This is a genomic window from Streptomyces sp. NPDC059816 (assembly GCF_042732055.1).
GTDB lineage: Bacteria > Actinomycetota > Actinomycetes > Streptomycetales > Streptomycetaceae > Streptomyces.
This window is the reverse complement of sequence record NZ_JBHWIQ010000005.1, coordinates 265,554-292,164: the sequence shown is the minus strand read 5'-3', so window position 1 is coordinate 292,164 and position 26,611 is coordinate 265,554. Positions and strand designations below refer to the sequence as shown.

Genomic DNA, 26,611 nt, shown 5'->3' with positions numbered 1-26,611 from the left:
GACGGGGCCGTTCACAGCAGGGACATGGCCGCCGCCCCGGGGCGGGTCTGCTGCTCGACCGGGCCAAGCTCGGAGCAGCGCACCCCTCCAACGATCGAGACCGAGGCGCGGAACCGCTACGCGCGGTTCGCCGAGGTGAAGGACATATCGGCGTAGCGGTCGCCCGAGACCCGTGCGGCGATGGGCTCAAGGAGGGACAGTTCCTCGGCGGTGAGCGTGACGCGGGTCGCGGCGGTGTTCTCCTCGACCCGACGGCGGGAGCGGGTGCCGGGAATGGGGATCACGGGCAGGCCGTGGGCATCGGCCCGCTGGTGGACCCAGGCGAGGGCGATCTGCGCGGGTGTGACGTCACGGGCGTCGGCGACAGCGCGAATCGGCTCCAGGAGGCCGGCGTTGGCGGTGGCGTTGGCCCCGGTGAAGCGAGGTTGCAGACGGCGGAAGTCCTGGGCGCTGAGGTCGCTGTCGGCGTTCACGAAGGAACCCGTGAGGAATCCGCGGCCCAGGGGCGAGTAGGGCACGAGGGCGACACCGAGATCCGCGGCAGCGGGGACGACGCCCTGTTCGATGTCCCTGCTGAACAGGGACCACTCGGACTGTAGGGCGGCTATCGGGTGGACGGCGTGGGCCGCCCTCAGTTCCGAGCCGGTGACCTCGCTGAGCCCGAGGTGTTTGACCTTGCCGGCCTGGACGAGTTCGGCCATGGCCCCGACCGATTCCTCGATCGGGACGGCCGGGTCGCGGCGGTGCATGTAGTAGAGGTCGATGGAGTCGGTGCCGAGACGCTGGAGGCTCGCGTCGACGGCGGCACGGATGTAGGAAGGGTCGTTGTTGACGTGCCGCCCGGTCGGGTCGTCGGGGTTGATCGACAGGGCGAACTTCGTGGCGACGAGGATGTCGTCGCGGTGGGCCTTGAGGAAGGGGGCGAGGAAGCGTTCGTTGTCCCCGTCGCCGTAGACGTCGGCGGTGTCGTAGAGGGTGACGCCGAGTTCCAGGGCGCGTTCCAGGGTCGCCCGGGCTTCCTGAGCGTCGGTGGGCCCGTAGGCGAAGCTCATGCCCATGCAACCGAGTCCTTGGGCGCCGACCACGGGGCCGTGGGTGCCGAGGCGGGTGGTGGTCAGGGGAGTCATCGGGAGGAGGTCCCTTCGGAGACGGAGGAGGTGGGGGAAGCAGAAGAAGCAGAGGCGTAGTAGTCGATCTTGTGATTGAGGACGGCGAGGGTGCCGTGGAGTTCGGCGATGCGGGCCAGGACCTCACGGCGGGTTGCTTCCAGGAGCAGTCGACGCTCGGAGAAGGTCTCGTCCCCGCCGCGGACGAGTTCGGCGAAGCGGACCATGTCGGCGACCGGCATGCCGGTGAGGCGGAGCTTGCCGACCAGGTCGAGCCAGTCCAGATCCTGGTTGCGGTAGCGACGTTGGCCGGCGTGGGAGCGGTCGATGTGCGGCATCAGGCCGATCCGCTCGTACCAGCGCAGGGTGTGGGCGGAGAGGCCGGTGAAGGCGGCGACCTCGCTGATGGTGTAGAGGTCCTGCCCGGTGGGGCGGGGGTGCGGGGCGGGATCAGCGGTACAGGAACGTCCTGCATCCGTGGTCGGGGCGATCGAATCCGTCGGGCCGTTCGGGTCGGCCGTGTCCGTTCCCTCGGCGCCTGCGAGGCCGGCACCCACCGAACGGACGGGGCCCTTGCCGTCCAGGGGGCCGGAAGATCCGGAGGAGTCGTCCGAGCCGATCCACCCGGGAGTGGGGGCGAGAGAGGTCTGGGTCACCGTGTCCGTCACCGTCATGCCCTCAACGCTAGGACCTTGGAGTGCACTCCAAGCAAGCGCCAGACGGAACAGGAGGGCGTGCGGGGGCCGCGGAGGTCGGGAGAAGGGCAGGCGAGAGGGGCGGTCCACGGGGTGGATAGGCTCGAAGGATGCAGAGCCTTGGGTTGATGGAAGGGTGGCCGGTGCCGGCTGCCGCTGGAGCCGTGGTGCGGTCGAACGGCGAGTTGGCGGGGACCTTCGGTGCCACCGGTCACCGGTTCGCGCTGGCCTCGGTGACCAAGCCGTTGACAGCGTACGCGGTCCTCGTGGCGTACGAGGAAGGTGCGGTGGAGCTGGACGAGCCCGCGGGGCCGGCCGGCGCCACCGTGCGGCACCTGCTCGCCCACACCAGTGGGCTGGCGTTCGACGAGCACAAGGTGGTGGCGGAGCCCGGGGTACGTCGGCTCTACTCGAACGCCGGCTTCGAAGTGCTGGCCGATCACGTGGCGAAGGCGGCCGAGATGCCGTTCGGGGAGTACCTGCGGCAGGCGGTGCAGGAGCCGTTGGGGATGGTGGGCACCACGTTGGGGGGTGACGGCTCGGCAGCGAAGGACGGGGTGTCGACGGTCGACGACCTGGTGCGGTTCGCGGCGGAGGTGCAGGCGCCCAGGCTGCTCGATCCGCGAACGGTGGCGGAGGCGATGACCGTGCAGTACCCGGGGACCAAGGGGGTGCTGCCGGGGTACGGGCACCAGAACCCGAACGACTGGGGGCTCGGGTTCGAAGTCCGGGACGCCAAGTCACCGCATTGGACGGGTAGTTCGTCGTCACCGCGGACGTTCGGGCACTTCGGACAGGCGGGCACGTTCCTGTGGGTGGACCCGGATGCGCGATGGGCGGACGGCCGGGGCACCGGGGCGGCCTGCGTCGCGCTCACGGACCGGGCGTTCGGACCGTGGGCCGTGGAGGTGTGGCCCAAGCTGACCGATGCGGTACTCGCCGAGCTCTGATCGAGCCACAGCGGCCCCTTCCGGGTCAGGGGCGGTTCATCTCCCAGACGAGGACGTCAGCGGGGGTGGCCGCCCTGAGTTCCAGGCCCTCGGGCTCGGTGAGCCGGGCTGCGTCACCGGGCCCGAGAAGTTCGCCGGACTCCGGGGCTCCGGGACGGCCGGCGGATGCGGTCCCCTCGGCGACGGAAGACGACAGCCGGAGTTCACCGCGGACCACGTGGACGTACACGTACGCGGCGTCGGGAACCACCGCGCGCTCGGCCGGGGCGAGGCGGCGCACATGGAGCGTGGCGGCAGCCTCGGGAACCGCGTACGGGGTGGAGTCGGCGATGCCGCGGACGATTTCGTAGCGGGGTTCGCCGGCCGGGGCGAGGGGGGCGAGCCACATCTGGACGAAGACCAACGGGTCCGTACCGTCGTTGCGTTCGACGTGTCGCACACCGCTCGCGGAGCTGAGGTGCTGGACGTCGCCGGCGCGGACGAGGGAGGCGTGGCCCTGCGAGTCGCTGTGGGTCAGTTCGCCCTCGACGACCCAGGTGATGATCTCGGTGTGGCTGTGGGGGTGCTCGTCGAAGCCGGCACCGGGGGCGAGGCGTTCCTCGTTGCAGGCGATGACCGAACCGAAACGGAGGTTGTCCGGGTCGTAGTGGGGCCCGAAGGAGAACGCGTGCCGGGACTCGATGCCCGCCGCGGGGTCGCCTCCGGGGTAGCGCTCAGCGGCGCGGCGCACGTTGATCACACTCCACACGGTAGTCGCCCCCCTCGGGACGACGGTGCGGGGGTGGGGCCCTCCGTTCGGTCGGCGGGCTCGCGGCCCCTGAAGACCACTGCATGAACGGCCGGGGCGGCCCGACGCACGGACGGGTGCGGGCCGCGGACCGCCACGCACCCCGGGGCCGTGCGCGCCGCGCGCCCTGGGGCTGTGACCACGCGCCCCGGGGCCGTGCACGACGGGGCACCGGAAGGCTGGGCCGCGTCACGACGTGCACGCCACGGTCCGCACGGCCACACGGCCGCACGGCCACCTGTCAGGTGTGCCGTCGGGTCGGCCGGTCGATCGGCTGCTCGATCGGCTGCTCGGCCCCGGCGATACGTTCGGCCGTCCTGATAAGGCAGTCTTGTCCCCGTGTCCGAACCCGAAGTCGGTAAGACCGACCCCGCAGCCCCCGGCGCATCGCGCGATTCCGCCTCCGGTTCGCCGCGCGGGGCGAGCCGGAGTGGACCACGCACACCGGAGTCCGGAGCGTCCGGCCCCGCCCGCGGCGGAGCTGCACCCGGCAGCCCCGGCCACGGCGGACCTGCCCACACCGCCCCGGGCAACGGTGTCCAGGGGAACTTCGGACCCGCCGAGGATCCCGACTGGCCCGATGCCGCCGAGCACCCCGCCCGCCGCGGACCCACCGAGGACAGTTCCTCGGGTGGGCGCCCGCGGGGCCGCACCCGGGCCCACCCCCATGCGGGCACCCTCCGACGTCTGGAGCAGTCCTCCGGCAGCCTCGCCGCGCAGGCCATCGCACGGATGGACGAGACGCTGTCCTGGTACCGGGCGATGCCCCCGGAGAACCGTTCCTGGATCGGTCTGGTCGCCCAGGCCGGTATCGCGGCGTTCACGGAGTGGTTCCGTCACCCCGACGCTCCGCAGGCGATCTCGACGGACGTGTTCGGCACGGCCCCGCGCGAACTCACGCGGGCGATCACCCTGCGCCAGACCGTGGAGATGGTGCGGACGACGATCGAGGTGATGGAGTCCGCGATCGACGAGGTCGCGGCGCCGGGCGACGAGTCGGTGCTGCGCGAGGCGCTGCTCGTCTACGCGCGGGAGATCGCCTTCGCGACGGCTCAGGTCTACGCGCAGGCGGCGGAGGCCCGGGGCGCGTGGGACGCCCGGCTGGAGTCGCTGGTGGTGAACGCGGTGCTGTCGGGCGAGGCCGACGAGGGCGCGGTGAGCCGGGCCGCGGCGCTGGGCTGGAACGCCCCGGACCATGTGTGCGTGGTGCTGGGGACGGCGCCGGACGGGGACAGCGAGTTGACGGTGGAGGCCATCCGTCGGGCCGCGCGCCACGCGAAGCTCCAGGTGCTGACGGGGGTGCTCGGGGATCGGCTGGTGGTGATCGCGGGCGGTAGCGACAACCCGTTGCAGGTGGCGAAGTCGCTGATCGGACCGTTCGCGGCGGGTCCCGTGGTGGCGGGGCCGATCGTGCCGGACCTGCTGGCGGCCACCCGGTCCGCGCAGGCGGCAGCGGCGGGGCTGAAGGCGTGCGGGGCGTGGCAGGACGCGCCGCGTCCGGTGCTGGCCGACGACCTCCTTCCGGAGCGCGCCATCGCGTCGGACCCGTCAGCGCGTGATCAGCTGGTGGAGGAGATCTACAGACCGTTGGAGGAGGCCGGCTCGGCGTTGCTCGAAACGCTGAGTGTCTATCTGGAACAGGCGAGCAGCCTGGAGGGTGCGGCACGGATGCTGTTCGTGCACCCGAACACCGTGCGCTACCGGCTCCGACGTGTGACTGACGTCACCGGCTGGTCACCCTCTGACGTGCGGTCGGCGTTCACTCTGCGAATCGCCCTGATCCTCGGACGCCTCGCCGACAGGGATGTCCCGACTTAGCCGGTCTTGTTGGGGACCTACAATTCCCCCCGCGGTTCTTCGTCCCTGTCCCCACGGGCGGGTTCCACCCTCTACAAGAGAGAGTGTGAGTGTGCTCGTACTCGTCGCTCCCGGCCAAGGCGCGCAGACGCCCGGCTTTCTGACCCCCTGGCTCGACCTGCCCGGTGCCACCGATCGGGTGGCCGCCTGGTCGAAGGCCATCGATCTCGACCTGCTGCACTACGGTACGCAGGCCGACGCGGACGCGATCCGTGACACGGCGGTCGCGCAGCCGCTGCTGGTGGCTGCCGGAATCCTGTCGGCGGCGGCCCTCGCGGGCCCTGACGCCTTGGTGTCGCTCCCCAACGGTGACGGCTTCGACACGGGCTCCGGTACTCCGGCCCCGGCGGCCCTGCCGGGGGTGACGGCGGACGTCGTCGCCGGTCACAGCGTTGGCGAGATCACGGCCGCCGTGTTCGCGGGAGTGCTGGACCCGGTGGCCGCGCTGCGGCTGGTGCGGGTCCGCGGGCTGGCGATGGCTCAGGCCGCCGCGGTGACGGACACCGGGATGGCTGCGCTGCTCGGCGGTGACCCGGAGATCGTGGTGCCGCACCTGGAGCGGCTGGGGCTGACCCCGGCGAACGCGAACGGGGCCGGTCAGATCGTCGCGGCCGGCACGGCCGAGGAGCTCGCCGCGCTGGCTCAGGACAAGCCGGAGGGGGTGCGTCGCGTGGTGCCGCTGAAGGTGGCGGGCGCGTTCCACACCCGACACATGGCCCCGGCGGTGGACGTCCTCGGCGAGGCCGCCCTGGAGCTGGCGCCCGCGGACCCCGCGGTGGCGTACGTGTCCAACCGGGACGGCCGGGTGGTGGAGTCGGGCGCCGAGGTGCTGGACCGGCTGGTCGGTCAGGTCGCGAATCCGGTGCGCTGGGACCTGTGCATGGAGACGTTCAAGGAGCGCGGCGTGACCGCGCTGGTGGAGGTGTGCCCCGGTGGGACGCTGACGGGACTCGCGAAGCGGGCCCTGCCGGGTGTGCCGACGCTGGCACTGAAGACCCCCGACGATCTCGACGCCGCTCGTGCGCTGATCGCCGAGCACGCCGGGCAGACGGCCTGAGCCCGAGCCTGAGAAGGAGAGTCCGGAGAGCATGGCGAAGATCAAGACCGGTAGGGGCGCCGCGTACGCGCGCATCCTCGGGGTCGGCGGCTACCGTCCGACGCGGATCGTGCCGAACGAAGTGATCCTGGAGACGATCGACTCGTCCGACGAGTGGATCCGTTCGCGGTCCGGGATCGCCACCCGGCACTGGGCGAACGACCAGGAGACCGTGTCGGCGATGTCCCTGGAGGCTTCGGGGAAGGCGATCGCGAACGCGGGGATCACGCCTGGGCAGATCGGCGCGGTCGTGGTGTCGACGGTGTCGCACTTCAAGCAGACGCCGGCGGTGGCCACGGAGATCGCGGACCGGCTCGGTACGCACAAGGCCGCGGCGTTCGACATCTCGGCGGGTTGTGCGGGCTTCGGCTACGGGCTGACGCTGGCCCGCGGCATGGTCGTCGACGGCAGCGCCGAGTACGTCCTGGTGATCGGCGTGGAGCGGCTGAGCGATCTGACGGACCTGTCGGACCGGGCGACGGCGTTCCTGTTCGGTGACGGGGCGGGCGCGGTGGTCGTGGGTCCGTCGAAGGAACCGGCGATCGGCCCGACCGTGTGGGGCTCCGAGGGCGACAAGTCGGAGACCATCAAGCAGACGGTGCCGTGGACGGACTACCGTGACGGCACGGTCGAGAAGTTTCCCGCGATCACGCAGGAGGGCCAAGCGGTGTTCCGCTGGGCCGTGTTCGAGATGGCGAAGGTGGCCCAGCAGGCGCTGGACGCCGCCGGGATCACCGCGGACGACCTGGACGTCTTCATTCCGCACCAGGCCAACATGCGGATCATCGATTCGATGGTGAAGACCCTCAAACTGCCGGAGCACGTGACGGTCGCCCGCGATGTGGAGACCACCGGCAACACATCGGCAGCCTCGATTCCGCTCGCGATGGAGCGGCTCCTGGCGACCGGTGAGGCGAAGAGCGGTGACACCGCGCTCGTCATCGGATTCGGGGCGGGTCTCGTGTACGCCGCCACGGTCGTTACTCTCCCCTAGGCATCCGTGCCGGATCTTCGGGTCCGTCCGGAAGCTGACCCACCTCTGTTAGTGACAAGAAGGAGCGCCAACATGGCCGCCACTCAGGAAGAGATCGTCGCTGGTCTCGCCGAGATCGTGAACGAGATCGCCGGCATCCCCACCGAGGACGTCCAGCTGGACAAGTCCTTCACCGACGACCTCGACGTCGACTCGCTGTCCATGGTCGAGGTCGTCGTCGCCGCTGAGGAGCGGTTCGACGTGAAGATCCCGGACGAGGACGTCAAGAACCTCAAGACGGTCGGTGACGCGACCGAGTACATCCTGAAGCACCAGGGCTGATCGCAGGCCCGGTATGCCTGCCGCCACCCGGCGGTGGCGCCGCTGAATCCCTCGTAACCGTGGAGAAAGAATTCCTGTGAGCTCGACCAATCGCACCGTGGTCGTCACCGGTATCGGCGCAACCACACCGCTGGGTGGCGACGTGGCCTCGACCTGGGACGGCCTGGTGAACGGCCGTTCCGGTGTCCGGCTGCTCGAAGAGGAGTGGGCGACGGACCTGCCGGTCCGCATCGCCGCTCGGGTGGCCGTGGAGCCCGGTGAGGTGCTTCCCCGCCCCCAGGCCCGCAAGCTGGACCGTTCGGCGCAGTTCGCGCTGATCGCGGCCCAGGAGGCGTGGCGGGACGCCGGGTACACCGCGCGGGCCGGTGAGGACGCCTCGGTGGACCCGGACCGGCTGGGCACGGTGATCGCGTCGGGCATCGGTGGGGTGACGACCCTCCTCGACCAGTACGACGTACTGAAGGAGAAGGGCGTGCGCCGGGTGTCTCCGCACACGGTGCCGATGCTGATGCCGAACTCCCCCTCGGCGAACGTGGGCATCGAAATGGGCGCCCGGGCCGGGGTGCACACTCCGGTGTCGGCGTGCGCTTCGGGCGCGGAGGCCATCGGCTACGCCATCGAGATGATCCGTACGGGTCGTGCGGACGTCGTGGTGGCGGGCGGCACGGAGGCGGCGATCCATCCGCTGCCGATCGTGGCGTTCGGCAACATGATGGCGATGTCGAAGAACAACGACGACCCCGCGGGGGCCTCGCGCCCCTACGACGAGGCCCGCAACGGCTTCGTGATGGGCGAGGGCGCCGGCGTGATCGTCCTGGAGTCGGCGGAGCACGCGAAGGCCCGGGGTGCCCGGATCTACGCGGAGGCCATCGGTCAGGGCATCTCGGCGGACGCGCACCACATCACCCAGCCGGAGCCCTCGGGCAAGGGCATCGCGCAGGCGCTGCACAACCTGATGGACGCGACGGATCTGAAGCCGGCGGAGATCGTGCACGTGAACGCGCACGCGACGTCGACGCCGCAGGGTGACGTGGCGGAGGTGAAGGCGTTGCGCAAGGTGTACGGCGACGACGTCGACCACATGGCGATCTCGGCGACGAAGTCGATGACGGGCCATCTGCTGGGCGGCGCGGGCGGTGTGGAGACGGTGGCGTCGATCCTGGCGCTGTACCACCGGATCGCTCCGCCGACGATCAACCTCGACAACCTGGACCCCGAGGTGGACGCGGACGTGGTCCGTGGTGAGGCTCGGGCGCTGCCCGCGGGCACGATCGCCGCGCTGAACGACTCGTTCGGCTTCGGCGGACACAACGTGGTCCTCGCGTTCCGCTCGGTCCAGCAGTAGTCCAGCGGTTCGCCGGGGCGTCTGCGGGGGTTCCCGGAGGCGACCCGCCCGTGAACAGAGTGAGGGGCCCCACCGTTCGGTGGGGCCCCTCACGCCGTTCGGCGTCAGACGACCTGGTGGAGCCAGCGGACGGGGGCGCCCTCGCCGGCGTAGCGGAAGGGCTCCAGTTCGTCGTCCCACGGCTTGCCGAGGAGCTTGGCGATCTCGGCCTCCAGGCTGGTCCCGTCGCGCTGGGAGCGGGCGAGGGCGGCGCGCAGACGGTCCTCGGGGACGAGGATGTCGCCGTGGATGCCGGTGACCGCGTGGAAGATCCCGAGGTCGGGGGTGGAGCTGTACCGTTCGCCCTCGGCGGTGGCACAGGGCTCGGCGGTGACCTCGAAGCGGATCAGGTCCCAGCCGCGCAGGGCGGAGGCCAGCTGGGAGGCGGTGCCCACTTCGCCCTTCCAGGAGAACTCGGTGCGCCACGTCCCCGGTGCCGCGGGCTGCCTGATCCAGTCGAGGTTGACGCGCGTTCCGAGTACGCCCGCCACCGCCCATTCGACGTGCGGGCACAAAGCGCGCGGTGCGGAGTGCACGTACAGGACTCCACGTGTCGTCACCGGGACCTCCAGGGTGGGGCGAGGGGTCGCCGTGGTCGGGCGGTCCCGCTCCTGTGCCGAGCGATTCTTCCTCAGATTCGATGGAAAACCATGAAAAGCAGACAGATGTGACGTGGTGTAATTTACCGGATACCGCGTCGTGCGGCGCCACGGGGCGGGTCCGACCCGCCCCGTCACCGCCGGACGGCGGTGACGGGCACCACGGGGCCGAGGCTACCGTGCGGCGGGGCGCGGAGTGTGACGTACTGTCGGTCCCCATGGCCACGAGCCCCGCGCTTTCACCCACGGGGACGCCCGGCAGGAACGCCCCGCCCGCTCCCGGTCACGGGTCGTCACGGTGTTTCCGCCAGGCCCTGTTTCCGCCCGGACTCAACCTCCGGGCCCGCCAGGACGTCGTGGAAGGCGACAGAGGGGAGCCGGAATGCGCAGGCGCAGTCACCGTTCACAACCCGCCGGTCGGCGGTCGCGGTCCGTCGTGGCCACCACCGCGGCCGTACTGGTGGGGGCGGTGGGGATGAGCGGGTGTGACGCGATCGGCGGGAACGAACCCGGGCCGTCGAACGCCTCGCAACGGGGCGAACAGAAACGGCAGAAGCCGGCGTGGGACCGCAGTCCGCAGTCGTTGGCCGCGGTCGGCGACTCGATCACCCGTGCGTTCGACGCGTGCTCGGTGCTGTCGGACTGTCCGGAAGCCTCGTGGGCGACCGGTTCCGATGCGGACGTGCGCAGTCTCGCGGTACGGCTGCTGGGACCGGCGAAGGCGGCCGAGCGGAGCTGGAACTACGCGAAGACCGGCGCCCGGATGGTCGACCTGCCGGAGCAGATGCACCAGGCGGCGGCGCACCGTCCCGAACTGGTGACGGTGCTGGCGGGGGCGAACGACGCGTGCCGCTCGTCGGTGGGGTCGATGACTCCGGTGGCGGACTTCCGGGCGGACTTCGCGCAGGCGCTGCGCGGACTGCGGCGCCAGTCGCCCAAGTCGCAGGTGTTCGTGGCGAGCGTGCCGGACCTGAAGCGGTTGTGGTCCACCGGCCGGAGCAACCCCATGGGCAAGCAGGTGTGGAAGCTGGGGATCTGCCCGTCGATGTTGAAGGACTCGGACGCCGTCGACGCGAAGGCGGTGGCCCGGCGGGCGGCCGTCCAGCAGCGGGTGGTGGAGTACAACCGGGTGCTCAAGGAGGTCTGCGCGAAGGACCTGCGGTGCCGTTACGACGACGGGGCGGTGTTCTCGTACCGGTTCGGGGACGAGCAGTTGAGCGAGTGGGACTGGTTCCACCCCAGCAAGGACGGTCAGTCCGAGTTGGCGGAGCTCGCGTACCGGGCGGTGACGGCCCGCTAAGGCAGGGGGCACCGGTGGGGTGGGCGGATCGCCCCTGGCGCGGGCAACTCCTCTCCCGGGATACTGCGTCCACCCCACAGGCAACGGAGGTTCCCCCATGGATGCTTCGGCACCGATACGCACCCGCGTACTCACTCTGGCCACCGCACTGCTGCTCGGCGTCACCGCGGCTCCCGCCCTGGCCGCGGAAGGCACCACCAGCAGCGCTGCCGGGCCCGGTGCCGCGCCCGCGTCCGTTCCGACGGCGGAGGAGCAGCGGCTCGACCGGGCGGTGCCCCGGGAGGTGCTGCGGCGCTCCGGGTTCGATGCGGTGGCGCCCTCGTTCGCCCGGGCGTTGGACGGGGCGGACGGGTACCGGGAGGCGCGGCGGGTCGTTGCGCGGCACGGGGCGCGGTTGTGGGAGCGGGCCGTGGACCGGGTGCAGGGGCGGGGGCCGTCGGGCGGGGACCTGAGCCGGGACGACGACCGCCCGCTGTACTGGGCCCGGCTCGCGATGGTGCGGGAACTGCGCACCTGGGAGCCGGATTCCGGGCTGACCGCCGACCGGCGGGCACGGCTGCTGGACCTGTTGGAGACGGTGTCCCGGGGCCAGGACTCGATCCGGTTCGCCGACCGCTCCGGCTCCGAAGACCAGCACGGGGGCCGGCACGATGACCGGCGCGGGGAGGACGGGCGCGAGCGGCCGTTGCGCGTCCTGGTCACCGGGTTCGACCCGTTCACGCTCGACCGCGACGTGCGGATCAGCAATCCCTCGGGAGCCGCGGCGCTCGCCCTGGACGGCACGGTGATCCAGACGGAACGGGGTCCGGCCCGGGTGGAGGCGGCCGTGTTCCCGGTGCGCTGGCAGGACTTCGCGGACGGGGAGGTGGAGCGGGCCCTGCGCCCCCACCTCGGTCGGGTGGACCTCCTGACGACGGTCAGCCAGGGCCGCCCCGGCCGTTTCGACGTGGAGCGGACCAACGGGGCGTGGCGCGGCGGGTTCCCCGACAACGAGAACGTGCGGCACACCGGGAAGGTGCCGGTCACCGGTGCGGCGGGGCCGGAGTGGACGTCGAGCACCCTGCCGTACGCGGCGATCGTCGCGGCGCCGACCGGGCGGTTCCCGGTGCGGGACAACACCTCCGTGACGGAGGTTCCGGCGGGGGGCACGACCCCGGTGGACCGGGCGGACGGGCCGACGCCCGGGTCCAGCGCACGGGCCGGGGGCGGCGGCAACTACCTGTCCAACGAGATCGCCTACCGGGCCACCCTGCTACGGGACCGCTTCGGCCCGGCGGGGCTGCCGGTGGGGCACCTGCACACGCCGGTCCTGGAGTTCGGAGCGGGGAACACCGACCCGGCGACCGGAGCGGTCAGCGATCCGGAGTTCCTGCGCAACCGGGCGGACATCGTGCATCAGGTGCGGGCGGTGCTGGCCGTGGCGGTCGCCGCCCGCTGAGGCCCCGCGGTGCCCGTCCCGCACCGCGGGCGCACCGCACCGGGGCCGTGCGCACGGCCGGTGGACGTCCGGTCGTGCGCACGGAGCCCGTCAGACGCCGTAGGGGGCGGGCCCGCTCGGCTGGGGCGCCGGGGCGTGCTCCTCGACGGGCCGGGCTCCCGAGGAGTCCTCGCCCATGAGGTCGCGGGCCATCATCGTCGCGCCGGCCACCGCGCCGGGCATGAGGAACACGGCGACGAAGGGCACCAGGAAGGCGAGGGCGAGGGGGGTGCCGAAGCCCCAGACCATCGATCGGCGGGCGCGCAGCAGCCGCAGCCGGGTGCGCACGTCGACGCCGCGGCGCTGGAGGGCGACGGCGGTGAGCTCCTCGGTGAGGAAGAAGCCGGTGACCATGAAGCCGACCGCGGGGACGAGGGTCTGGCCGACGAACGGGATGAAGCCGAGGGCGAAGAGCAGCACGCCCCAGAGGGTGGCGCGGACGACGACGCGCAGGCTGTCCCGCGCGGAGATCCACAGGTCCTTCCAGAGCGGCAGCCCCGACTCGGGGGCGCTGCCGTCGGGCGAGAGGTCGCGGTCGACCCGTTCGGACAGCTCCTCGTAGAAGGGCTGTCCGACGAGCAGGGTCACGGCGGTGAAGGTGACGACGGCGAGCAGCAGCGCCAGGGCGAACAGCAGGACCGTCAGGAAGCCGCGGAACAGGCCGAGCCACGGGGAGGACCAGTCGTCGGCGAACGGGGTGGCCCACCCCACGAAGTCACTGCCCCACACGGCGAGGCCGATCAGCGCCCCCAGGTAGAGGACGAGGGTGACGAGTCCCGGGATCAGTCCGCGCCCGAACGCCTTGCCGTGGGCAGCGACCCAGCGCTGCCCGTTCATCAGATACTTGAAACCCGCCCCTAGATCACGCATGCCGGAACGATACCCGGGGCACGGCCGACCGCCCCTCCCCGTGACGTGCTGTGACGAGCACGTTGATTTGTCACGGACGGACGGTACGGCCGGCTCGGTGGCCCGCTAGTCGAGGGTGACGATCATCTTGCCGGTGCTGTCGCCGCGCAGGACGCCGAGGAACGCGTCGAAGGCGTGCTCGATGCCCTTGACCACGGTCTCGCGGTAGCGCAGTTCCCCGGAGCGCAACCAGCCGCCGACGTCCTGGACGAACTGCGGCTGGAGGTCGTAGTGGTCGCCGACCAGGAAGCCCTGGATGCGACCGCGGGTCTGGATCAGCCGGGGGAGGTTGCGGGGGCCGGGCGGGAGTTCGGTGTCGTTGTAGACCGAGATCATCCCGCAGACGGCGATGCGGCCGTCCCGGTTGAGGCTGCCGATCGCCGCTTCGAGGTGATCGCCGCCGACGTTGTCGAAGTAGACGTCGATGCCGTCGGGCGCCGCGGCCTCCAGCTGTTCGCGGACCGAGCCGCTGCGGTAGTTGAACGCGGCGTCGAAGCCGTACTCCTCGGTGAGGAGGCGGACCTTCTCGTCCGAGCCGGCGGAGCCGATGACCCGGGCGGCGCCCTTGAGCCGGGCGATCTGTCCGGCCTGGGAGCCGACGGCGCCGGCCGCGCCGGAGACGAACACGGTGTCGCCCTCCTTGAGCTCGGCGACCCGCAGCAGCCCGGCGTACGCGGCGAGGCCGGTCATGCCGAGGACACCGAGGTAGGCGCTGAGCGGCGCGAGGTCCGGGTCGACCTTGACGGCGGCCCGGGCGTTCACGACGGCGTACTCGCGCCAGCCGAGGAAGTGCAGGACGTGGTCCCCGACGGCGACGCCCTCGTCGTTCGAGGCGATGACCTCGCCGACCGCGGCGCCCTCCATCGGACGGTCCAGTTCGAAGGCGTCGATGTACGTGCGTCCGGCGTTCATCCGGCCGCGCATGTACGGGTCCACGGAGAGGTGGCGGTTGTGCACCAGCACCTGGCCGGGGCCCGGCTCGGGCGTCGCCTCCTCCCGCAGGGCGACGTCGGTCGGCTGCGGCCAGCCGTGGGGCCTGCGCACCAGGTGCCAGGCGCGGGACGTGGCGGGTACCGGGTGGGGCGCTGCGCCGGAGGTGGGGGACATGGGGTCGACTCTCCTCGCTGGGTGACCGGGCGGGCTGCGCGGACCGGTCCGGCTCCGACGTCACGCCGAGGCACCGAACCGGCACGTCACACCGTGAAAGATATCCGTTGGGGTGCCGGCCGCCCCGGCCCGACGGGCAAGTGGCCCAGGCTCTCGCCCCGCCGGCACGGAGGGTGGCCCGTGCCGGGGGGACACGGGCCACCTCTTCGTACGGAGCGGCGGATGCTCGCGTTCAGCGCCGCGGGAACCGGTCAGGTGAGGGACTCGACCGCGCGGGCCAGGCTCTGGGCACCGTGGCCCTCGGCGACCTGCCGGTCGAAGAGGGGCAGGAGCGGGGCGATCAGATCGGTGGACAGGCCCTGGGCCTCGGTCGCGGCGAGGATGTTGCGCAGGCCGGCGGCGTTCATCTCCAGGCTGGACGTCTGCGTGCCGTACTCGCCCGCGTCGATCTCCTTCGCGAACTGGGGCAGGGCGTCGGCGGCGGCCTTCAACCAGGTCACCAGGTGTTCCGTCAGCGCCGCGGCCGGGATGCCCTCGGAGCGGGTGAGGGCGACGGCCTGGAAGAAGCCGGCGAACATGCCGTACATCCCGCTGAGCAGGGCCACGTCGTGGACCGCGGCGAGGGCCGGGTCCGTGCCGACGTGGGTGCCGGGGCCGAGCAGGTCCAGCGCGGCCCGGTGCGGGCCGTACGCCTCCTCGGGTCCGCTGTAGAGGATGAACGCCTCGTCGGTGCCGATGGTCTGCGGCACGGCGTACACGGCGCCGCTCAGGTACCGGGCCCCCTGGGCGCCCGCCCAGGCGGCGAGTTCGCGGGCCGGGCCGGGGGTGCTGGTGGTCAGGTTCACCACGGTCCGGTCGGGGAGCGCGGCGGCGGCGGGGGCGAGCAGGTCGCGGGCGGTGTCGTGGTCGAGCACGGTGACGACGACCAGTTCGCTCGCCTCGACGGCCTCGGCGGGGCTCGCCGCGCGCACCGCGCCCCGGGCCACGAGGGCGTCGGCGCGGGACGGCGTGCGGTTCCAGACGGTGGTGGGGTGGCCCGCGGCGAGGAAGGCTTCGGCGACGGCGCGGCCGAGGTTGCCGAGGCCGAGGACGGTGACGGACTGGCGGGGGGTGGTGGTGGCGGTCATGGCTTCCTCCGTTGGTGTGGGTGGCGCGGTGTGCGCCGGCTGTGGGATTACCTTCGCCGGGGGCGCTGCCGGTTCGCTGCCGGTCCGCTGTCGGTTTCGCCCGGGGTCGGGGGCGCTGTCCTGCGCGGGTGCGTGGTGGTTGCTCGCGCCGTTCCCCGCGCCCCTCACGGGGCCCAATCCCGTGCGAGGGCGCTGGTCCCTGCGGAGGCTTCGGGAGTGGCCGCGGCCCCTTCAGTACGTACACCTGGCCGTGCGCGGGCCGGGCCGGGTGCGCGGGGCGACTCGCGCCGTTCCCCGCGCCCCTATCGGGGCCCGATCCGGTGCGGGTGCGCTGGTCCCTGCGGGTGTTTCGGGGTTGCTCGCGCCGTTCCTCGCGCCCCTATCGGGGCCCGAGCCTGTGCAGGGGTGTCGGCGGCGGGGAGGAGCGTCCCATCAGGGGCGCGGGCAACGGCGCGAGGCCCCAGCGCACCCGAGCCGGATCGGGCCCCGTCAGGGGCGCGGGGAACGGCGCGAATCGCACCGCGCACCCGAGCCGGCCCGCGCACGGGAGCTGGACGCACCCGTAGGGGGCGCGGGGAACGGCGCGGGCAACCCCGACGCACCCGGAGGGGACGGCGCACCGTCAGGTGAACGTGCCGAAGGGGGACCGTCGGGAGCCGACTGCGCCAAGCGGGCGGCGAGTTCGCGGACGTGGACGACGAGTTCGGGCGGCCCGTGCACGGTGAAGGGCACCCCGAGCAGCCCCACCCACAGGGCCAGTTCGTCCAGCGAGTGGGACCCACAGGTGAGCGAACTGGTCCACGCGTCGAGCGCGTGGACCGCGGCCGTCGTCGCGGGCATCCGCTCGACGACCTGCTCGGCGGGCGCGTGCACGGTGAGGTGGGCCCGGTACCGGTAGGGGGAGCTGGTGACGGCCCGCGATGTGTACGCGGCGAGGTCGTCGGCGGGCGCCTCCCGCGGGACGAAGCGCGGACCGTGCGGCGGGCGGAGCTCCATCCGGTCGAGCCGGAAGGTGCGCCAGTCGGCGCGTTCGGTGTCGTAGGCGACGAGGTACCAGCGGCGGCCGGTCGACACCAGCCGGTGGGGTTCCACCAGGCGTCTGCTCCCACTGCCGTCGTGCGCGCGGTACGCGAACCGCAGGTGCTCGTGGTCGCGGCAGGCCGCCGCGATCGCGGACAGCGTGTCGGGGTCGACCGCGGGGCCACCGGCCGGCATCGGGACCGTCATGGCGCGCAGCGCGTGGACGCGGTGCCGTAACCGTGGCGGCAGCACCCGTTCCAGCTTGGTCAGGGCCCGCAGCGCACTCTCCTCGATCCCGGTGACGCTGCTGCCCGCGGCGTTGCCCAGGCCCACCGCGACGGCCACCGCCTCCTCCTCGTCCAGCAGCAGCGGCGGCACGTTCGATCCGGCGCCGAGGCGGTACCCGGCCACCCCGGCGACGGCGTGCACGGTGTAGCCCAGCGCGCGGAGCCGTTCGACGTCCCGGCGCACGGTGCGGTCGCTGACGTCCAGCCGTTCGGCCAGTTCGGAGCCCGGCCACGAGCGGTGGGTCTGGAGCAGGGACAGCAGTTTCAACAGGCGGGCGGAGGTCGGAAGCATGGGGGCGATCCTGCCGGACGGCTAGGACCGATCCTGACCTAGGCGGCCCCTAACGTCAGGGACATGGACGACGACTTCACCCTCCGCCCCTTCCGCATCGAGATCCCCCAGGCCGCGCTGGACGACCTGCGTGAGCGTCTGGTCCGCACCCGTTGGCCGAGCGAGACCGAGGGCCAGGGCTGGGGGCGCGGCGTCCCGGTCGGGTACCTCAAGGAGTTGGCCGCGTACTGGGCCGACGGGTACGACTGGCGGGCGTGGGAGTCGCGGCTGAACGCCCACCCCCAGTTCACCACCGAGATCGACGGGCAGGACATCCACTTCCTGCACGTCCGCTCCGAGAACGCCGACGCCCTGCCGCTGATCCTCACCCACGGCTGGCCCGGCTCGGTCGTGGAGTTCCTGGAACTGATCGAGCCGCTGGCCCGGGACTTCCACCTGATCATCCCGTCGATCCCCGGCTTCGGCTTCTCCGGCCCGCCCCGCGGGGCCGGCTGGAACAGCCAGCGCATCGCCCGTGCCTGGGCGGAGCTCATGCGCCGGCTCGGTTACGAGCGGTACGGCGCCCAGGGCGGCGACTTCGGCGGCGGCATCTCCCGCGCCCTGGGGCTGATCGCGCCCCAGAACGTGGTCGCCGTGCACGTCAACGGCGGCACGACCTACCCCAGCGCGGCGGAGGACGACGTCACGCTGACCGAACGCGAGCGGGCCCGGGTGCGGCGCATGCACGAGTTCATGGCGGAGGCGGGCGGGTACCTCGCCATCCAGTCGACCCGGCCGCAGACCCTGGCCTACGGCCTGACCGACTCGCCCGTCGGTCAACTCTCCTGGATCGTCGACAAGATCCGCGATATGACGGACCTGGCGAAGGAACTCCCCCACGAGGCCGTCGACCGCGATCTGTTGCTGACCGACGTCACGCTCTACTGGCTGACCGGCACGGCGGGTTCCTCGGCCGCGCTCTACTACGAGGACGCCCAGGCGTGGAGCGAGCCGGAGGTGTCGTCCGTGCCGACGGCGGTGGCGCTGTTCACCGTCCAGGACATCGCGCTGCGCCGGGACGAGGAGAAGGCCAACAACCTGGTGCGCTGGTCGGACTTCGAGCGCGGCGGCCACTTCGCCGCGATGGAGGCACCCGATCTCCTGGTCGACGACGTCCGGGCGTTCTTCACGGACTACCGCTGACCGTCCTTCGGGCGACGACGGCAGTTTGACGCCAGGCCCTAAGCTGGCCTGATGCATTTTGGAGTGCTCGGTCCGCTGGTGGTGTGGACGGCGGACGGGGTGCCGGTGGCGGTGCCCGGCGCGAAGGCCCGTACGTTGCTGGCGCGGCTGTTGGTGGATCCGGGGCGCCCCGTCTCCACGGACCGGCTGGTGGACGACCTGTGGGGCCCCGACTCCCCGCCCGAGCATCCGCGCAACGCGCTCCAGGGCCAAGTGTCCCGACTGCGCGCGGCGTTGGAGCGGGTCGAAGCGGGTGGCCGGGAGCTGCTGGTGAGTGACGCCGCCGGGTACCGGCTGCGCATCGACCCGGTGGTGGTGGATGCGGTGCGGTTCGCCGAACTGGTGCGACGGGGCCGGTCCGCGGGCGGGGCCGACGAGCGGGTGGCGGCGTTGTCCCAGGCGTTGGGCCTGTGGCGGGGCGATGCGTTCGCCGGGTACGCCGACCTGGCCTTCGCCCGGGCCGCCGCCCACCGGCTGGAGGAGGACCGGCTCAGCGCGTTGGAGGACCGGCTCGCCGCCCGGGCGGAGTTGGGCGACCACCGGGGCATCATCGGGGAGGCGGAGGAGCTCGTCGCCGCGCACCCGCTGCGCGAACGCCTGCGGGCGATCCAGCTCCGTGCGCTGTACGGGGCGGGCCGACAGAGCGATGCGCTCGCCGGGTACGAGAGTCTGCGCCGCACGCTGGACGAGGAGTTGGGGCTGTCACCGGGTGCGGAGCTCACGGCCCTGCACGGGGCGATCCTGCGGCACGACCCGACGCTGACCGCTGCGCCGCCGGACGCCGGGCCGCCGGGCGGTGCGCCCGCCGCGGCGCCGGTCGCCGAGCAGCCGCACACGGAACGGTCGGACGCTGGAGGGTCGGACGCGGGGCGGTCGGGTACGGGGCCGTCGGCTACGGGGCCGTCGGGCGCGCGGGTGGGCACGGTGCGCGGGAACCTGCCCGCGCCGGTCGCGGCGTTGGTGGGGCGGGCCGGGGACGCCACCGAGGTGCGGCAGTGGCTCGCGCACTCGCGGCTGGTGACGCTGACCGGGCCGGGCGGGGTCGGCAAGACCCGGCTGGCCGTCGAGGTGGCGCGCGGAGTCGGTGACGCGTTCCCGGACGGGGTGTGGCTCGCCGAACTCCAGGGCGTCGCACCCCTCTGCGGCCCGGACGGGTCCGAGACGGTGACCGCCGTCGCCGAGGCCCTGTTGACGGTGCTGCGGATACCGGAGGCCACGGACGGCGGACCGCCCCGGCCGGCCCTCGACCGACTCGGCCACGCCCTGCGCGAGCGACGGCTCCTGCTCGTCCTCGACAACTGCGAACACGTGGTGGAGGCCGTCGCCGAAGTGGCCGCACGGCTGTTGTCCGGGGCGCCGGACCTGTCCGTGCTGGCCACCAGCCAGGAGCCGCTGGGGGCGGTGGGCGAGTCGGTGCGGCCGGTGGCGCCGCTGGCGGCGGAGGACGCGGAGGCACTGTTCCTGGCCCGCGCAGCCGTCCCGCCCGGTTTCGCCGGCGACCCGGAGAACGCCCGTGCCGTCAGTGCCTTGTGCGCACGCCTGGACGGTCTGCCGCTGGCCCTGGAGTTGGCGGCCTCCCGGGTGCGCAGCCTCGGTGTGCACGGACTGTTGGCGCGGCTGGACGACCGGTTCGCGTTGCTGTCCGGCGGGCCGCGCACGGCACCGGAGCGCCAGCGCACCCTGCGGGCGGTGATCGACTGGAGCTGGGACCTGCTCTCCCCGGACGAACGGACCGTCCTGCGCCGTCTGTCCGTGGCGGCCGGGGGCTGCACGGTGGAGGCCGCCGAGGAGGTCTGCGGGGGCGACGGGATCGCCACCGGGGACGTCCTGGACCTGTTGGCGCGGCTGGTGGACCGCTCGCTCGTCGTGCTGACGGACCACGCCGACGGTCCGGTGTACCGGCTGTTGGAGTCGGTGCGGGCGTACGGCGCCGAGCGGTTGGTGGCGGCGGGCGAGGCCGATGCGGTGCGGGAGCGGCACGGCCGCCACTACGCGCGGCTCGCCCGGCGGGCCGCTCCCCTGCTGCGCGGGCCCGAGCAACAGCGCTGGCTGGAACGGCTGGACGGGGCGGGCGCCGATCTGCGGCTGGCGGTGGAGCAGGCGGTGCGCGTCGGCGCCTGGGACCGGGCGTTGCGGACGGTGAACGCGCTGGTCTGGCCCGAGGTGTTGCGGGGCCGCCCGGCGAGGGCGCGCCGGGCGGTGGACGGGGTGCTGTCGGCGGTGCCCGAGGAGGCGCCGTACGCGCGGGAGCGGGCGCGGGCGGTGGTGTGGCGCACCGGGTTGGCGCTGATGGCGGCGACCCCGGGGGACGACGTCGACCCCGTGGGCGCCGGGGGGATCGGTGCGGCGCTGGCCCCGTACCGGCAGGGTGCGGTGGACGACCCCGCGGGGTACGCCAGCGCCTTGTGGTTCCTGGGTTCCGCGCAGATGGGGGCCGGGGACGTCGACACGGGCGAGGAGTTGGTGGACCGGGCGTTGGAGGGGTTCGCCGCCCTGGGCGACGACTGGGGGACGGCCGCGGCGCTGAGCGTGCGGACCCGGCATGCGATGGCGCGCGGGGACCTCGACGCGGTGCGGCGGGACGGGGAGCGCAGCGCCCTGCTGTTCCGGGCGGTCGGTGATCCGTGGGGCTTGCTCCAGACGGTGTTCCCGTTGGCCGCGCTGGCGTCGATCAACGGGGACTACGGGGCCGCGACCCGCCTGCACCGGGAGGGGTTGGAGATCGCCGAGCGGCTCGGGCTGTCGGGGGAGGCGGCCAAGCGGCACACCGGGTTGGGGCGGCTGGCGCTGCTGGCGGGTGACCACCAGGGGGCGCGGGTGCACCACGAGCGGGCGCTGCGGCTGGCCCGGGAGGGGGGCTTGCGGTCGGGGGAGGCGGACGCCCGGCTGGGGCTGGGCCTCGGGGCGCGGCGGGCGGGGGCCCTCGACGAGGCGGCGGAGCACTTCGGGGCGTTGCTGTCCTGGTTCCGGGAGGTGGACTACGGGCCGGGGGTGGCGCTGGTCCTGGCCGAGTTGGGGTTCGTGGCGCAGGCGCGCGGCGATGCGCGGGCCGCGGGGGCGCTGCACCGGGAGGGGCTGGGGGTGGCCCGGGGGTTGGGGGACGCGCGGGCGATCGCGCTCGCCCTGGAGGGCTTGGCCGGGGCGGGGTTGGTCGCCGGGGAGGGCGAGCGGGCCGCCGTGTTGCTGGGGGCGGCCGCCGCGGCGCGGGACTCCGTGGGGGCGCCGTTGCCGCCCGCCGAGCGGGGCGATGTGGACCGGATCGCGGCGGGCGCGCGGGCGGCGCTGGGTGGTGCGGTCTTCGACCTCGCCTTCGCCCGCGGGGCCGCCCTCCCGGCGGACGGGCCGTGGCCGCTGTCCGGGTGACGGCCGGGCCGCGGACCGTCAGGGGGCGTTGCCCAGGTCGCCGCGCAACCGCTGGGCCCGCAGGACGAGTTCGAGTTCGAACCGCCGGTCGGGGTCGTCCACGGCGTCCCCCCACAGTTCCCGGATCTGTCGGAGGCGGTACCGCACGGTCTGGGGGTGCACGCCCAGCCGGACCGCGACCTCGGGGGCCCCGCCCCGGGTCTCCAGCCAGGCGAGCAGGGTCTCCGCGAGCCGCCGCCCGTGGGTGCGTCCGCAGTCGGCGAGCGGGGCGAGCGCCCGCCGGGCGAGGTCGTCGATGAGTTCCTCGGGCTGGAGCAGGACGAGTGCCTGGGTGTGTTCGGTGCAGTGCAGCACCTCGCCGGCCGGCAGCAGTCCGCGTTCCATCAGGCGTACGGCGGCCTCGGCCCACCGCAGGGACTTGGCCGCGTCGGCCAGTGGCACCGGTGGTCCGATCGCCCCCGACCAGCCGGTCATGGCGCGGCGCAGCAGTTCGGGCCGGCCCGCCGCGTCCGGGTCGGGCACGACCATCCGGGGCCGTTCGGCCTCCATGTCGAGCAGGACGCCCTGTCCGACGGCGGGCGCCACCGCCTCCCTGGCGGGTCGCAGCAGCACTCCGGCGGCGACGTGCGTCGGGAGCGGCCAGCCGATCCGGGCGGCGCGTTCGGCGAGGGTCGCGGCGAACTCCGGTGGTCCGTAGGGGCCGTGGGCGCCCTCGGGGCCGGCCGTCGAGTGGGTGACGCGTTCGGCGAGGAGGAGTTCCATCAGTTTGCGTTGCAGCCGGAGCCGTTCCCCGGCCTGTCGGGCGGCGGCCTCGGCGTAGCCGCGTACGGACGCCTCGACCAGTCCGTCCAGGTACTCGTACCCCGCGTCGGCGAGTTCGTACATGGCGGGCGGGGGGATGTCGACGCGTTGGCCGATCTCGGTGAGGCGCCGCCAGGCCAGGCGTACCCCGAGTCGGTAGATGGCCTGGAGCGAGTCGAGGCTCCGTCCGCCGAGCCCCTCGCCGCGGCCGAAGTCCTGGAAGACCTCGGGATGCACGCGCGGGGCTCCCTCGGCGGTCTCCAGGTGCTGGATGAAGATCTCGATGGCCCGGCGGATGCCGACGAGTGACTTGGGCTCCCCGGAGTCGTCGAGGATGACGGGCAGGTGCGGGTAGTCGCGGCGGATCTTGCCCAGGATCTCCTCCGCGAGGACGGGCACCTCGGCCATGGCGAGCGCGGCGAACTGCCGGACCTGGCTGCGGGGCACGTCGTGCCAGGCGGAGAAGGGCCCGGCAGCGGGCGGCACCGGGCGGCCGGGCGCGGTGGGAGTGCCGGGCCGGCCGGGGCCGGTCGGGGAGCCGGGCGGGCTCGGGGAGCCCCGGCGGGTCGGGGGAGCTGGGGGAACGGCCACGTCAGCGCTCCTGCTGGGCCGTCTCGTAGGTCACGAGCGGGGTGTTGGGCTGCTCGGGGGTGGCGTCGAGCAGCGCCACGATGCCGAGGGCGGCGCCCCCGGCGAGTGCGGCGGCGGTCACGACGGTGAGCGTGGCGGCGAGCAGTCTGGGCATTGCTGGGTCCAGCCTCTCCGGTCGAAAGGTCGTCCCCACCCTGGAAGGTCCACACGATCCGCGTACGGGCCGCCGGGTGCGCACGGCTCGATGGCCGCGGCGTCCCGTGACGGCGTGTGCCGGCCCCGACCGGCTGGGCTCAGTGTCAACAATGCATTGACACCTAGTCAAGGGTGCGCCTACGGTTCCCGGCCCATGGCGCGCCCTCGTTTTTCCCGCCGCGCGCTCACTCTCCGTCACCGGGCGAGGGGGCCCTTCCGCTCGGCCCCGTCGCTCTCGAAGCACCCTTTTCACCACACTTCGCCCGTTTGATTCGGCGCGCGACCTCCGCGTTCCCGTCCTCGGGTCGAGCCCTCTCGATCCCTCCTCCGATCCCTTGGAGTGCCCGGATGCGACGTACCGCCTCCCCCGTTTCGCTCGTCCTGCTGGGCTCAGGCACCTTCCTGCTGGTGCTGGCCGCCCTCCTCGCCTGGTACGTGGAACCACGTGCGCAGCGCACCCCGATCGACACCGATGTGACCACCGTCTTCACCGGTCGGGGCAGCTACTTCGACACCCTGAAGGTGAAGACCGTCAAGGACGAGCCGATCACCGTGACCCGCCAGGTCCGCGGTGACGTCGCCGACAGCGAAGCCAGTGGACGGGCAATCTGGGACGTGTCCACGAGCGTGGACACCAAGGCTTCGCTGCCCGCCGCCGATCCGCGCGACGCGCTCCAGTGGACCCGGGAACGCTGGGTGACCGACCGCACGACCAACCGCCCCGTCCACTGCTGCGACGAGAGTCCCGTGTTCGAGGGCGAGGCGTACCTGAAGTTCCCGTTCGGGGTGGAGAAGCGCCCGTACCGCTGGTGGGACAGCACGCTCGGCGCGACGGTGGAACTGGCCTACCGGGGCACCAAGCGGGTCCAGGGGCACGAGGGCTACCGGTTCACGGCCCGGGTCGACGCGGTGAGGACGGGCACCCGACAGGTGCCGGGACGGCTGGTCGGCAAGCCGGAGACGTCCCAGGTGATGGCCGAGGAGTGGTACGCCAACCACGGCATCGAACTCGTCGCCGACCGGCGCACGGGCCGCATCCTGTTCGCGGCGATCGGTCCGCGCAAGACCCTGCGGGTGCCCGGCGGGGACACCGACGAGGTGGTGCTGCTGGACAGCGAGCGCATCGCGTTCACCGAGCGGACCCAGAAGAAGCAGGTCGAGCTGGCTACGGCGGACAACCGCAAGCTGGTCCTGGTGGGGCTGACGGGTCCGCTGGTGGCCGGGGTGTTGGGCTTGTCCCTGGGGGCGGCGGGAGTGCTGCTCCTGGTGCGGGGACGCCGACGGACCCCCGCCCCCGAATTGTCAGCTACATGACGAGATACGCCGGGTAACGGGTGGTGAATTTGTCATCCCGGTGAGTAGCCGCGGGGATCCGCCGGGCGAAAACTGTCCATCCCACCCAACACCATCCGCGCACCGCTCCACACATCCGAGCACGTCCCCGCCCCGAACGGGGGCTGCTCGACCGTTCCCGAACCGTCCCGTGACACCGGCGTGACCCGCCGCGGCACCCGTCGCGTCCCGTACGACGCCCACGACCCACGACACACAGCCCTCGCACCACCCGCACGCCCCGTCACCAGCGGCAAGCACCCACGACCCGGCCGCCCCCAGGGGCACCGGGCCGTCCCGCCCCGGAGGCGGCTCCCCGCGACACCGCCCGCCCCCGGGAACCCGCCGGGACCGCGCCGTTCCGTCCCCCCGACGCGGTCCCGGCTTCCGGACCACCCGCACCCCGCGCCCACTCCGCAGGCCCCGCGCCGTGCGCCCGCCCACGACCGCCGGTCCGCACCGGAACGTTCCCCGTACACCGACCGTCCCCACGGTTCCGCACCCCGAGACGAGTTGGAGCGCCCATGCCCCAGCACGTGCCCGCCCCGCCGCGCACGGCCGCCCCGCGGTCCGGCCAGCGGCCGGCGGCGCCGCCCGCACCACCCGCACCGCCCCGCCGCATCGTGTTCCTCACCCGCCGCGACCTCGGCAATCCGGCCGCCGGCGGGTCCGAGTTGCTCGTCGACCAGTTGGCCGCCGGCCTCACCCGACTCGGCCACCAGGTGACCCTGGTGTGCGGCGGGCCCGCCGCCCACCGCGACTACCGGGTCGTTTCGGCGGGCGGCGACCTCGGCCACTACCTGCGCGCCCGCAGGGCCGTGAGCCGTCGGGTCGGCGACTGCGACCTGCTGGTCGAGGTGTGCAACGGCATGCCGTACCTCGCCCCGCTCTGGCACCGGGGCCCGACCCTGTGCCTGGTCAACCACGTGCACACCGATCTGTGGGACATGCGCTTCGGCGGCGGTCCGCTGGCGCCCGCCGGGCGACTCGGACGCGGCTTGGAACACTGGGCGCTGCGCGAGGGCCAGCGCCGCAATCTGATGGTCGCCGTCTCCGACTCCACCGCGGGCGCCCTGGTGGACATCGGGGTGGCCCGGGAGCGCATCCGGGTCGTGCACAACGGGGTCGAGCCACCGGCACCCCAACTCCCGCGCTCCAGTACGCCGTTGTTCCTGGCCATGGGCCGACTCGTCGAGTACAAGCGGATCGATCTGCTGCTGAGGTTGTGGGAACGGGTCCGGCCGGTGACCGGCGGACGGCTCCTGATCGTCGGGGACGGCCCCGAACGCGAGCGGCTGGCACGGCTCGCCGGGCCCGGGGTCGAGTTCACCGGGCACGTCAGCGAGGCGGAGAAGCACCGACTGCTCTGCGCCGCCTGGCTGTTGCTGCACCCCTCGGCCGTCGAGGGGTGGGGCCTGGTGGTCACCGAGGCCGCCGTGCGCTCCACGCCGACCGTCGGCTTCGACGTGCCGGGGCTGCGGGACTCCGTCGAGGACGGGGTGACCGGCGTACTGGCCCGGGGCGAGAGCGCGTTGGCCGCGGCCTGGTGCGCGCTGGCGCTCAGCGAGCAGCGCCGCGGTGCGCTCGGCGCAGCGGCCCGCGACCGGGCCGCCGGCTACACCTGGGGGGCCACCGTACGGGCGTTTCGCGAGGTGGCGGTCGAGGCGGTGACCGGACGGCCCCCCGCCGACCCGGTGGCCCCGCCCGGGCGCGCGTCCGCACCCTCGTCCTGGGGCGTTCCGCTGCAACGGACCGCCCCCGCGGGCGACGCCGACTCCCCGCTGTCCGGGCAGAGGTGAG

At 73.2% G+C, this 26,611-nt stretch carries 22 protein-coding genes; 12 read left to right on the top strand and 10 right to left on the bottom strand.

Features of this window, described 5'->3' with window-relative positions:
• Positions 1–116 precede the first annotated feature (116 nt).
• Both ACFV88_RS09735 and ACFV88_RS09730 read right to left on the bottom strand, forming a co-directional pair.
• Positions 117–1,127, bottom strand: coding sequence for an aldo/keto reductase (locus tag ACFV88_RS09735; protein ID WP_385487903.1), 1,011 nt, complete (start codon positions 1,125–1,127; stop codon positions 117–119).
• Complete coding sequence (locus ACFV88_RS09730; RefSeq protein ID WP_385488020.1) at positions 1,124–1,597, bottom strand: MerR family transcriptional regulator; 474 nt, start codon at positions 1,595–1,597, stop codon at positions 1,124–1,126. The genes ACFV88_RS09735 and ACFV88_RS09730 overlap by 4 nt, the downstream gene beginning before the upstream one ends.
• Positions 1,598–1,911: 314 nt before the next feature.
• On the opposite strand from ACFV88_RS09730, the gene ACFV88_RS09725 reads away from it, so the two are divergent.
• On the top strand, positions 1,912–2,751 hold the full coding sequence (locus ACFV88_RS09725; RefSeq protein ID WP_385487901.1) for a serine hydrolase domain-containing protein: 840 nt from the start codon (positions 1,912–1,914) through the stop codon (positions 2,749–2,751).
• A 25-nt stretch (positions 2,752–2,776) separates the two neighbouring features.
• Here the strand turns inward: ACFV88_RS09725 and ACFV88_RS09720 are convergent, their stop codons facing one another.
• Positions 2,777–3,487: a pirin family protein gene (locus ACFV88_RS09720; protein ID WP_385488017.1), complete on the bottom strand. Its 711-nt coding sequence runs from the start codon at positions 3,485–3,487 to the stop codon at positions 2,777–2,779.
• Positions 3,488–4,225: 738 nt separating this feature from the next.
• Here ACFV88_RS09720 and fasR point away from each other — a divergent pair.
• The 5 genes from fasR (at position 4,226) to fabF (ending at position 9,151) form a co-directional block, all read left to right on the top strand.
• On the top strand, positions 4,226–5,356 hold the full coding sequence (gene fasR, locus ACFV88_RS09715) for a fatty acid biosynthesis transcriptional regulator FasR (protein ID WP_385488014.1): 1,131 nt from the start codon (positions 4,226–4,228) through the stop codon (positions 5,354–5,356).
• A 91-nt stretch (positions 5,357–5,447) separates the two neighbouring features.
• Positions 5,448–6,452 carry an ACP S-malonyltransferase gene (locus tag ACFV88_RS09710; protein WP_385488011.1) on the top strand — a complete coding sequence of 335 codons (1,005 nt, stop codon included), beginning with the start codon at positions 5,448–5,450 and terminating at the stop codon, positions 6,450–6,452.
• 31 nt (positions 6,453–6,483) lie between these two features.
• Positions 6,484–7,485 (top strand): ketoacyl-ACP synthase III, encoded by a 1,002-nt coding sequence (locus ACFV88_RS09705; RefSeq protein WP_385487899.1) that lies wholly within the window; start codon positions 6,484–6,486, stop codon positions 7,483–7,485.
• A 72-nt stretch (positions 7,486–7,557) separates the two neighbouring features.
• Complete coding sequence (locus ACFV88_RS09700; protein WP_210875806.1) at positions 7,558–7,806, top strand: acyl carrier protein; 249 nt, start codon at positions 7,558–7,560, stop codon at positions 7,804–7,806.
• A gap of 76 nt (positions 7,807–7,882) precedes the next feature.
• The gene (fabF, locus tag ACFV88_RS09695) at positions 7,883–9,151 is read left to right on the top strand and encodes a beta-ketoacyl-ACP synthase II (protein ID WP_385487897.1); all 1,269 of its coding nucleotides are present in this window, start codon (positions 7,883–7,885) and stop codon (positions 9,149–9,151) included.
• Between the two features lie 104 nt (positions 9,152–9,255).
• Here the strand turns inward: fabF and ACFV88_RS09690 are convergent, their stop codons facing one another.
• Positions 9,256–9,750 carry a DUF3145 domain-containing protein gene (locus ACFV88_RS09690; protein ID WP_385487895.1) on the bottom strand — a complete coding sequence of 165 codons (495 nt, stop codon included), beginning with the start codon at positions 9,748–9,750 and terminating at the stop codon, positions 9,256–9,258.
• A gap of 421 nt (positions 9,751–10,171) precedes the next feature.
• On the opposite strand from ACFV88_RS09690, the gene ACFV88_RS09685 reads away from it, so the two are divergent.
• Both ACFV88_RS09685 and ACFV88_RS09680 read left to right on the top strand, forming a co-directional pair.
• A complete protein-coding gene (locus ACFV88_RS09685; protein ID WP_385487893.1) occupies positions 10,172–11,089 on the top strand; it encodes an SGNH/GDSL hydrolase family protein in 918 nt (305 codons plus the stop codon).
• Between the two features lie 97 nt (positions 11,090–11,186).
• Positions 11,187–12,527, top strand: coding sequence for a pyroglutamyl peptidase (locus tag ACFV88_RS09680; protein WP_385487891.1), 1,341 nt, complete (start codon positions 11,187–11,189; stop codon positions 12,525–12,527).
• 90 nt (positions 12,528–12,617) lie between these two features.
• Here ACFV88_RS09680 and ACFV88_RS09675 read toward each other — a convergent pair whose 3' ends face one another.
• From ACFV88_RS09675 to ACFV88_RS09660, 4 genes are all read right to left on the bottom strand, one after another.
• On the bottom strand, positions 12,618–13,436 hold the full coding sequence (locus tag ACFV88_RS09675; protein WP_385487889.1) for an EI24 domain-containing protein: 819 nt from the start codon (positions 13,434–13,436) through the stop codon (positions 12,618–12,620).
• A gap of 105 nt (positions 13,437–13,541) precedes the next feature.
• Entirely contained in the window at positions 13,542–14,582 is a 1,041-nt protein-coding gene (locus ACFV88_RS09670; protein WP_385487887.1) for an NADP-dependent oxidoreductase, read from the bottom strand.
• 251 nt (positions 14,583–14,833) lie between these two features.
• Complete coding sequence (locus ACFV88_RS09665) at positions 14,834–15,709, bottom strand: NAD(P)-dependent oxidoreductase (protein ID WP_385487885.1); 876 nt, start codon at positions 15,707–15,709, stop codon at positions 14,834–14,836.
• Positions 15,710–16,198: 489 nt separating this feature from the next.
• Positions 16,199–17,308 carry a helix-turn-helix transcriptional regulator gene (locus ACFV88_RS09660; RefSeq protein WP_385487883.1) on the bottom strand — a complete coding sequence of 370 codons (1,110 nt, stop codon included), beginning with the start codon at positions 17,306–17,308 and terminating at the stop codon, positions 16,199–16,201.
• A gap of 63 nt (positions 17,309–17,371) precedes the next feature.
• Between ACFV88_RS09660 and ACFV88_RS09655 the strand changes: the two genes are divergently transcribed.
• On the top strand, positions 17,372–18,490 hold the full coding sequence (locus ACFV88_RS09655; RefSeq protein WP_385487881.1) for an epoxide hydrolase family protein: 1,119 nt from the start codon (positions 17,372–17,374) through the stop codon (positions 18,488–18,490).
• A gap of 51 nt (positions 18,491–18,541) precedes the next feature.
• Positions 18,542–21,892: a BTAD domain-containing putative transcriptional regulator gene (locus tag ACFV88_RS09650; protein WP_385487879.1), complete on the top strand. Its 3,351-nt coding sequence runs from the start codon at positions 18,542–18,544 to the stop codon at positions 21,890–21,892.
• Positions 21,893–21,910: 18 nt separating this feature from the next.
• Here the strand turns inward: ACFV88_RS09650 and ACFV88_RS09645 are convergent, their stop codons facing one another.
• Positions 21,911–23,179 (bottom strand): helix-turn-helix domain-containing protein, encoded by a 1,269-nt coding sequence (locus ACFV88_RS09645; RefSeq protein ID WP_385488008.1) that lies wholly within the window; start codon positions 23,177–23,179, stop codon positions 21,911–21,913.
• 106 nt (positions 23,180–23,285) lie between these two features.
• Positions 23,286–23,438: a hypothetical protein gene (locus ACFV88_RS09640; RefSeq protein ID WP_385487877.1), complete on the bottom strand. Its 153-nt coding sequence runs from the start codon at positions 23,436–23,438 to the stop codon at positions 23,286–23,288.
• Between the two features lie 389 nt (positions 23,439–23,827).
• Between ACFV88_RS09640 and ACFV88_RS09635 the strand changes: the two genes are divergently transcribed.
• Together ACFV88_RS09635 and ACFV88_RS09630 are read left to right on the top strand one after the other, a co-directional pair.
• A complete protein-coding gene (locus tag ACFV88_RS09635; protein WP_385487875.1) occupies positions 23,828–24,793 on the top strand; it encodes a DUF3068 domain-containing protein in 966 nt (321 codons plus the stop codon).
• Positions 24,794–25,335: 542 nt separating this feature from the next.
• Entirely contained in the window at positions 25,336–26,610 is a 1,275-nt protein-coding gene (locus ACFV88_RS09630; protein WP_385487873.1) for a glycosyltransferase family 4 protein, read from the top strand.
• Position 26,611 lies beyond the last annotated feature (1 nt).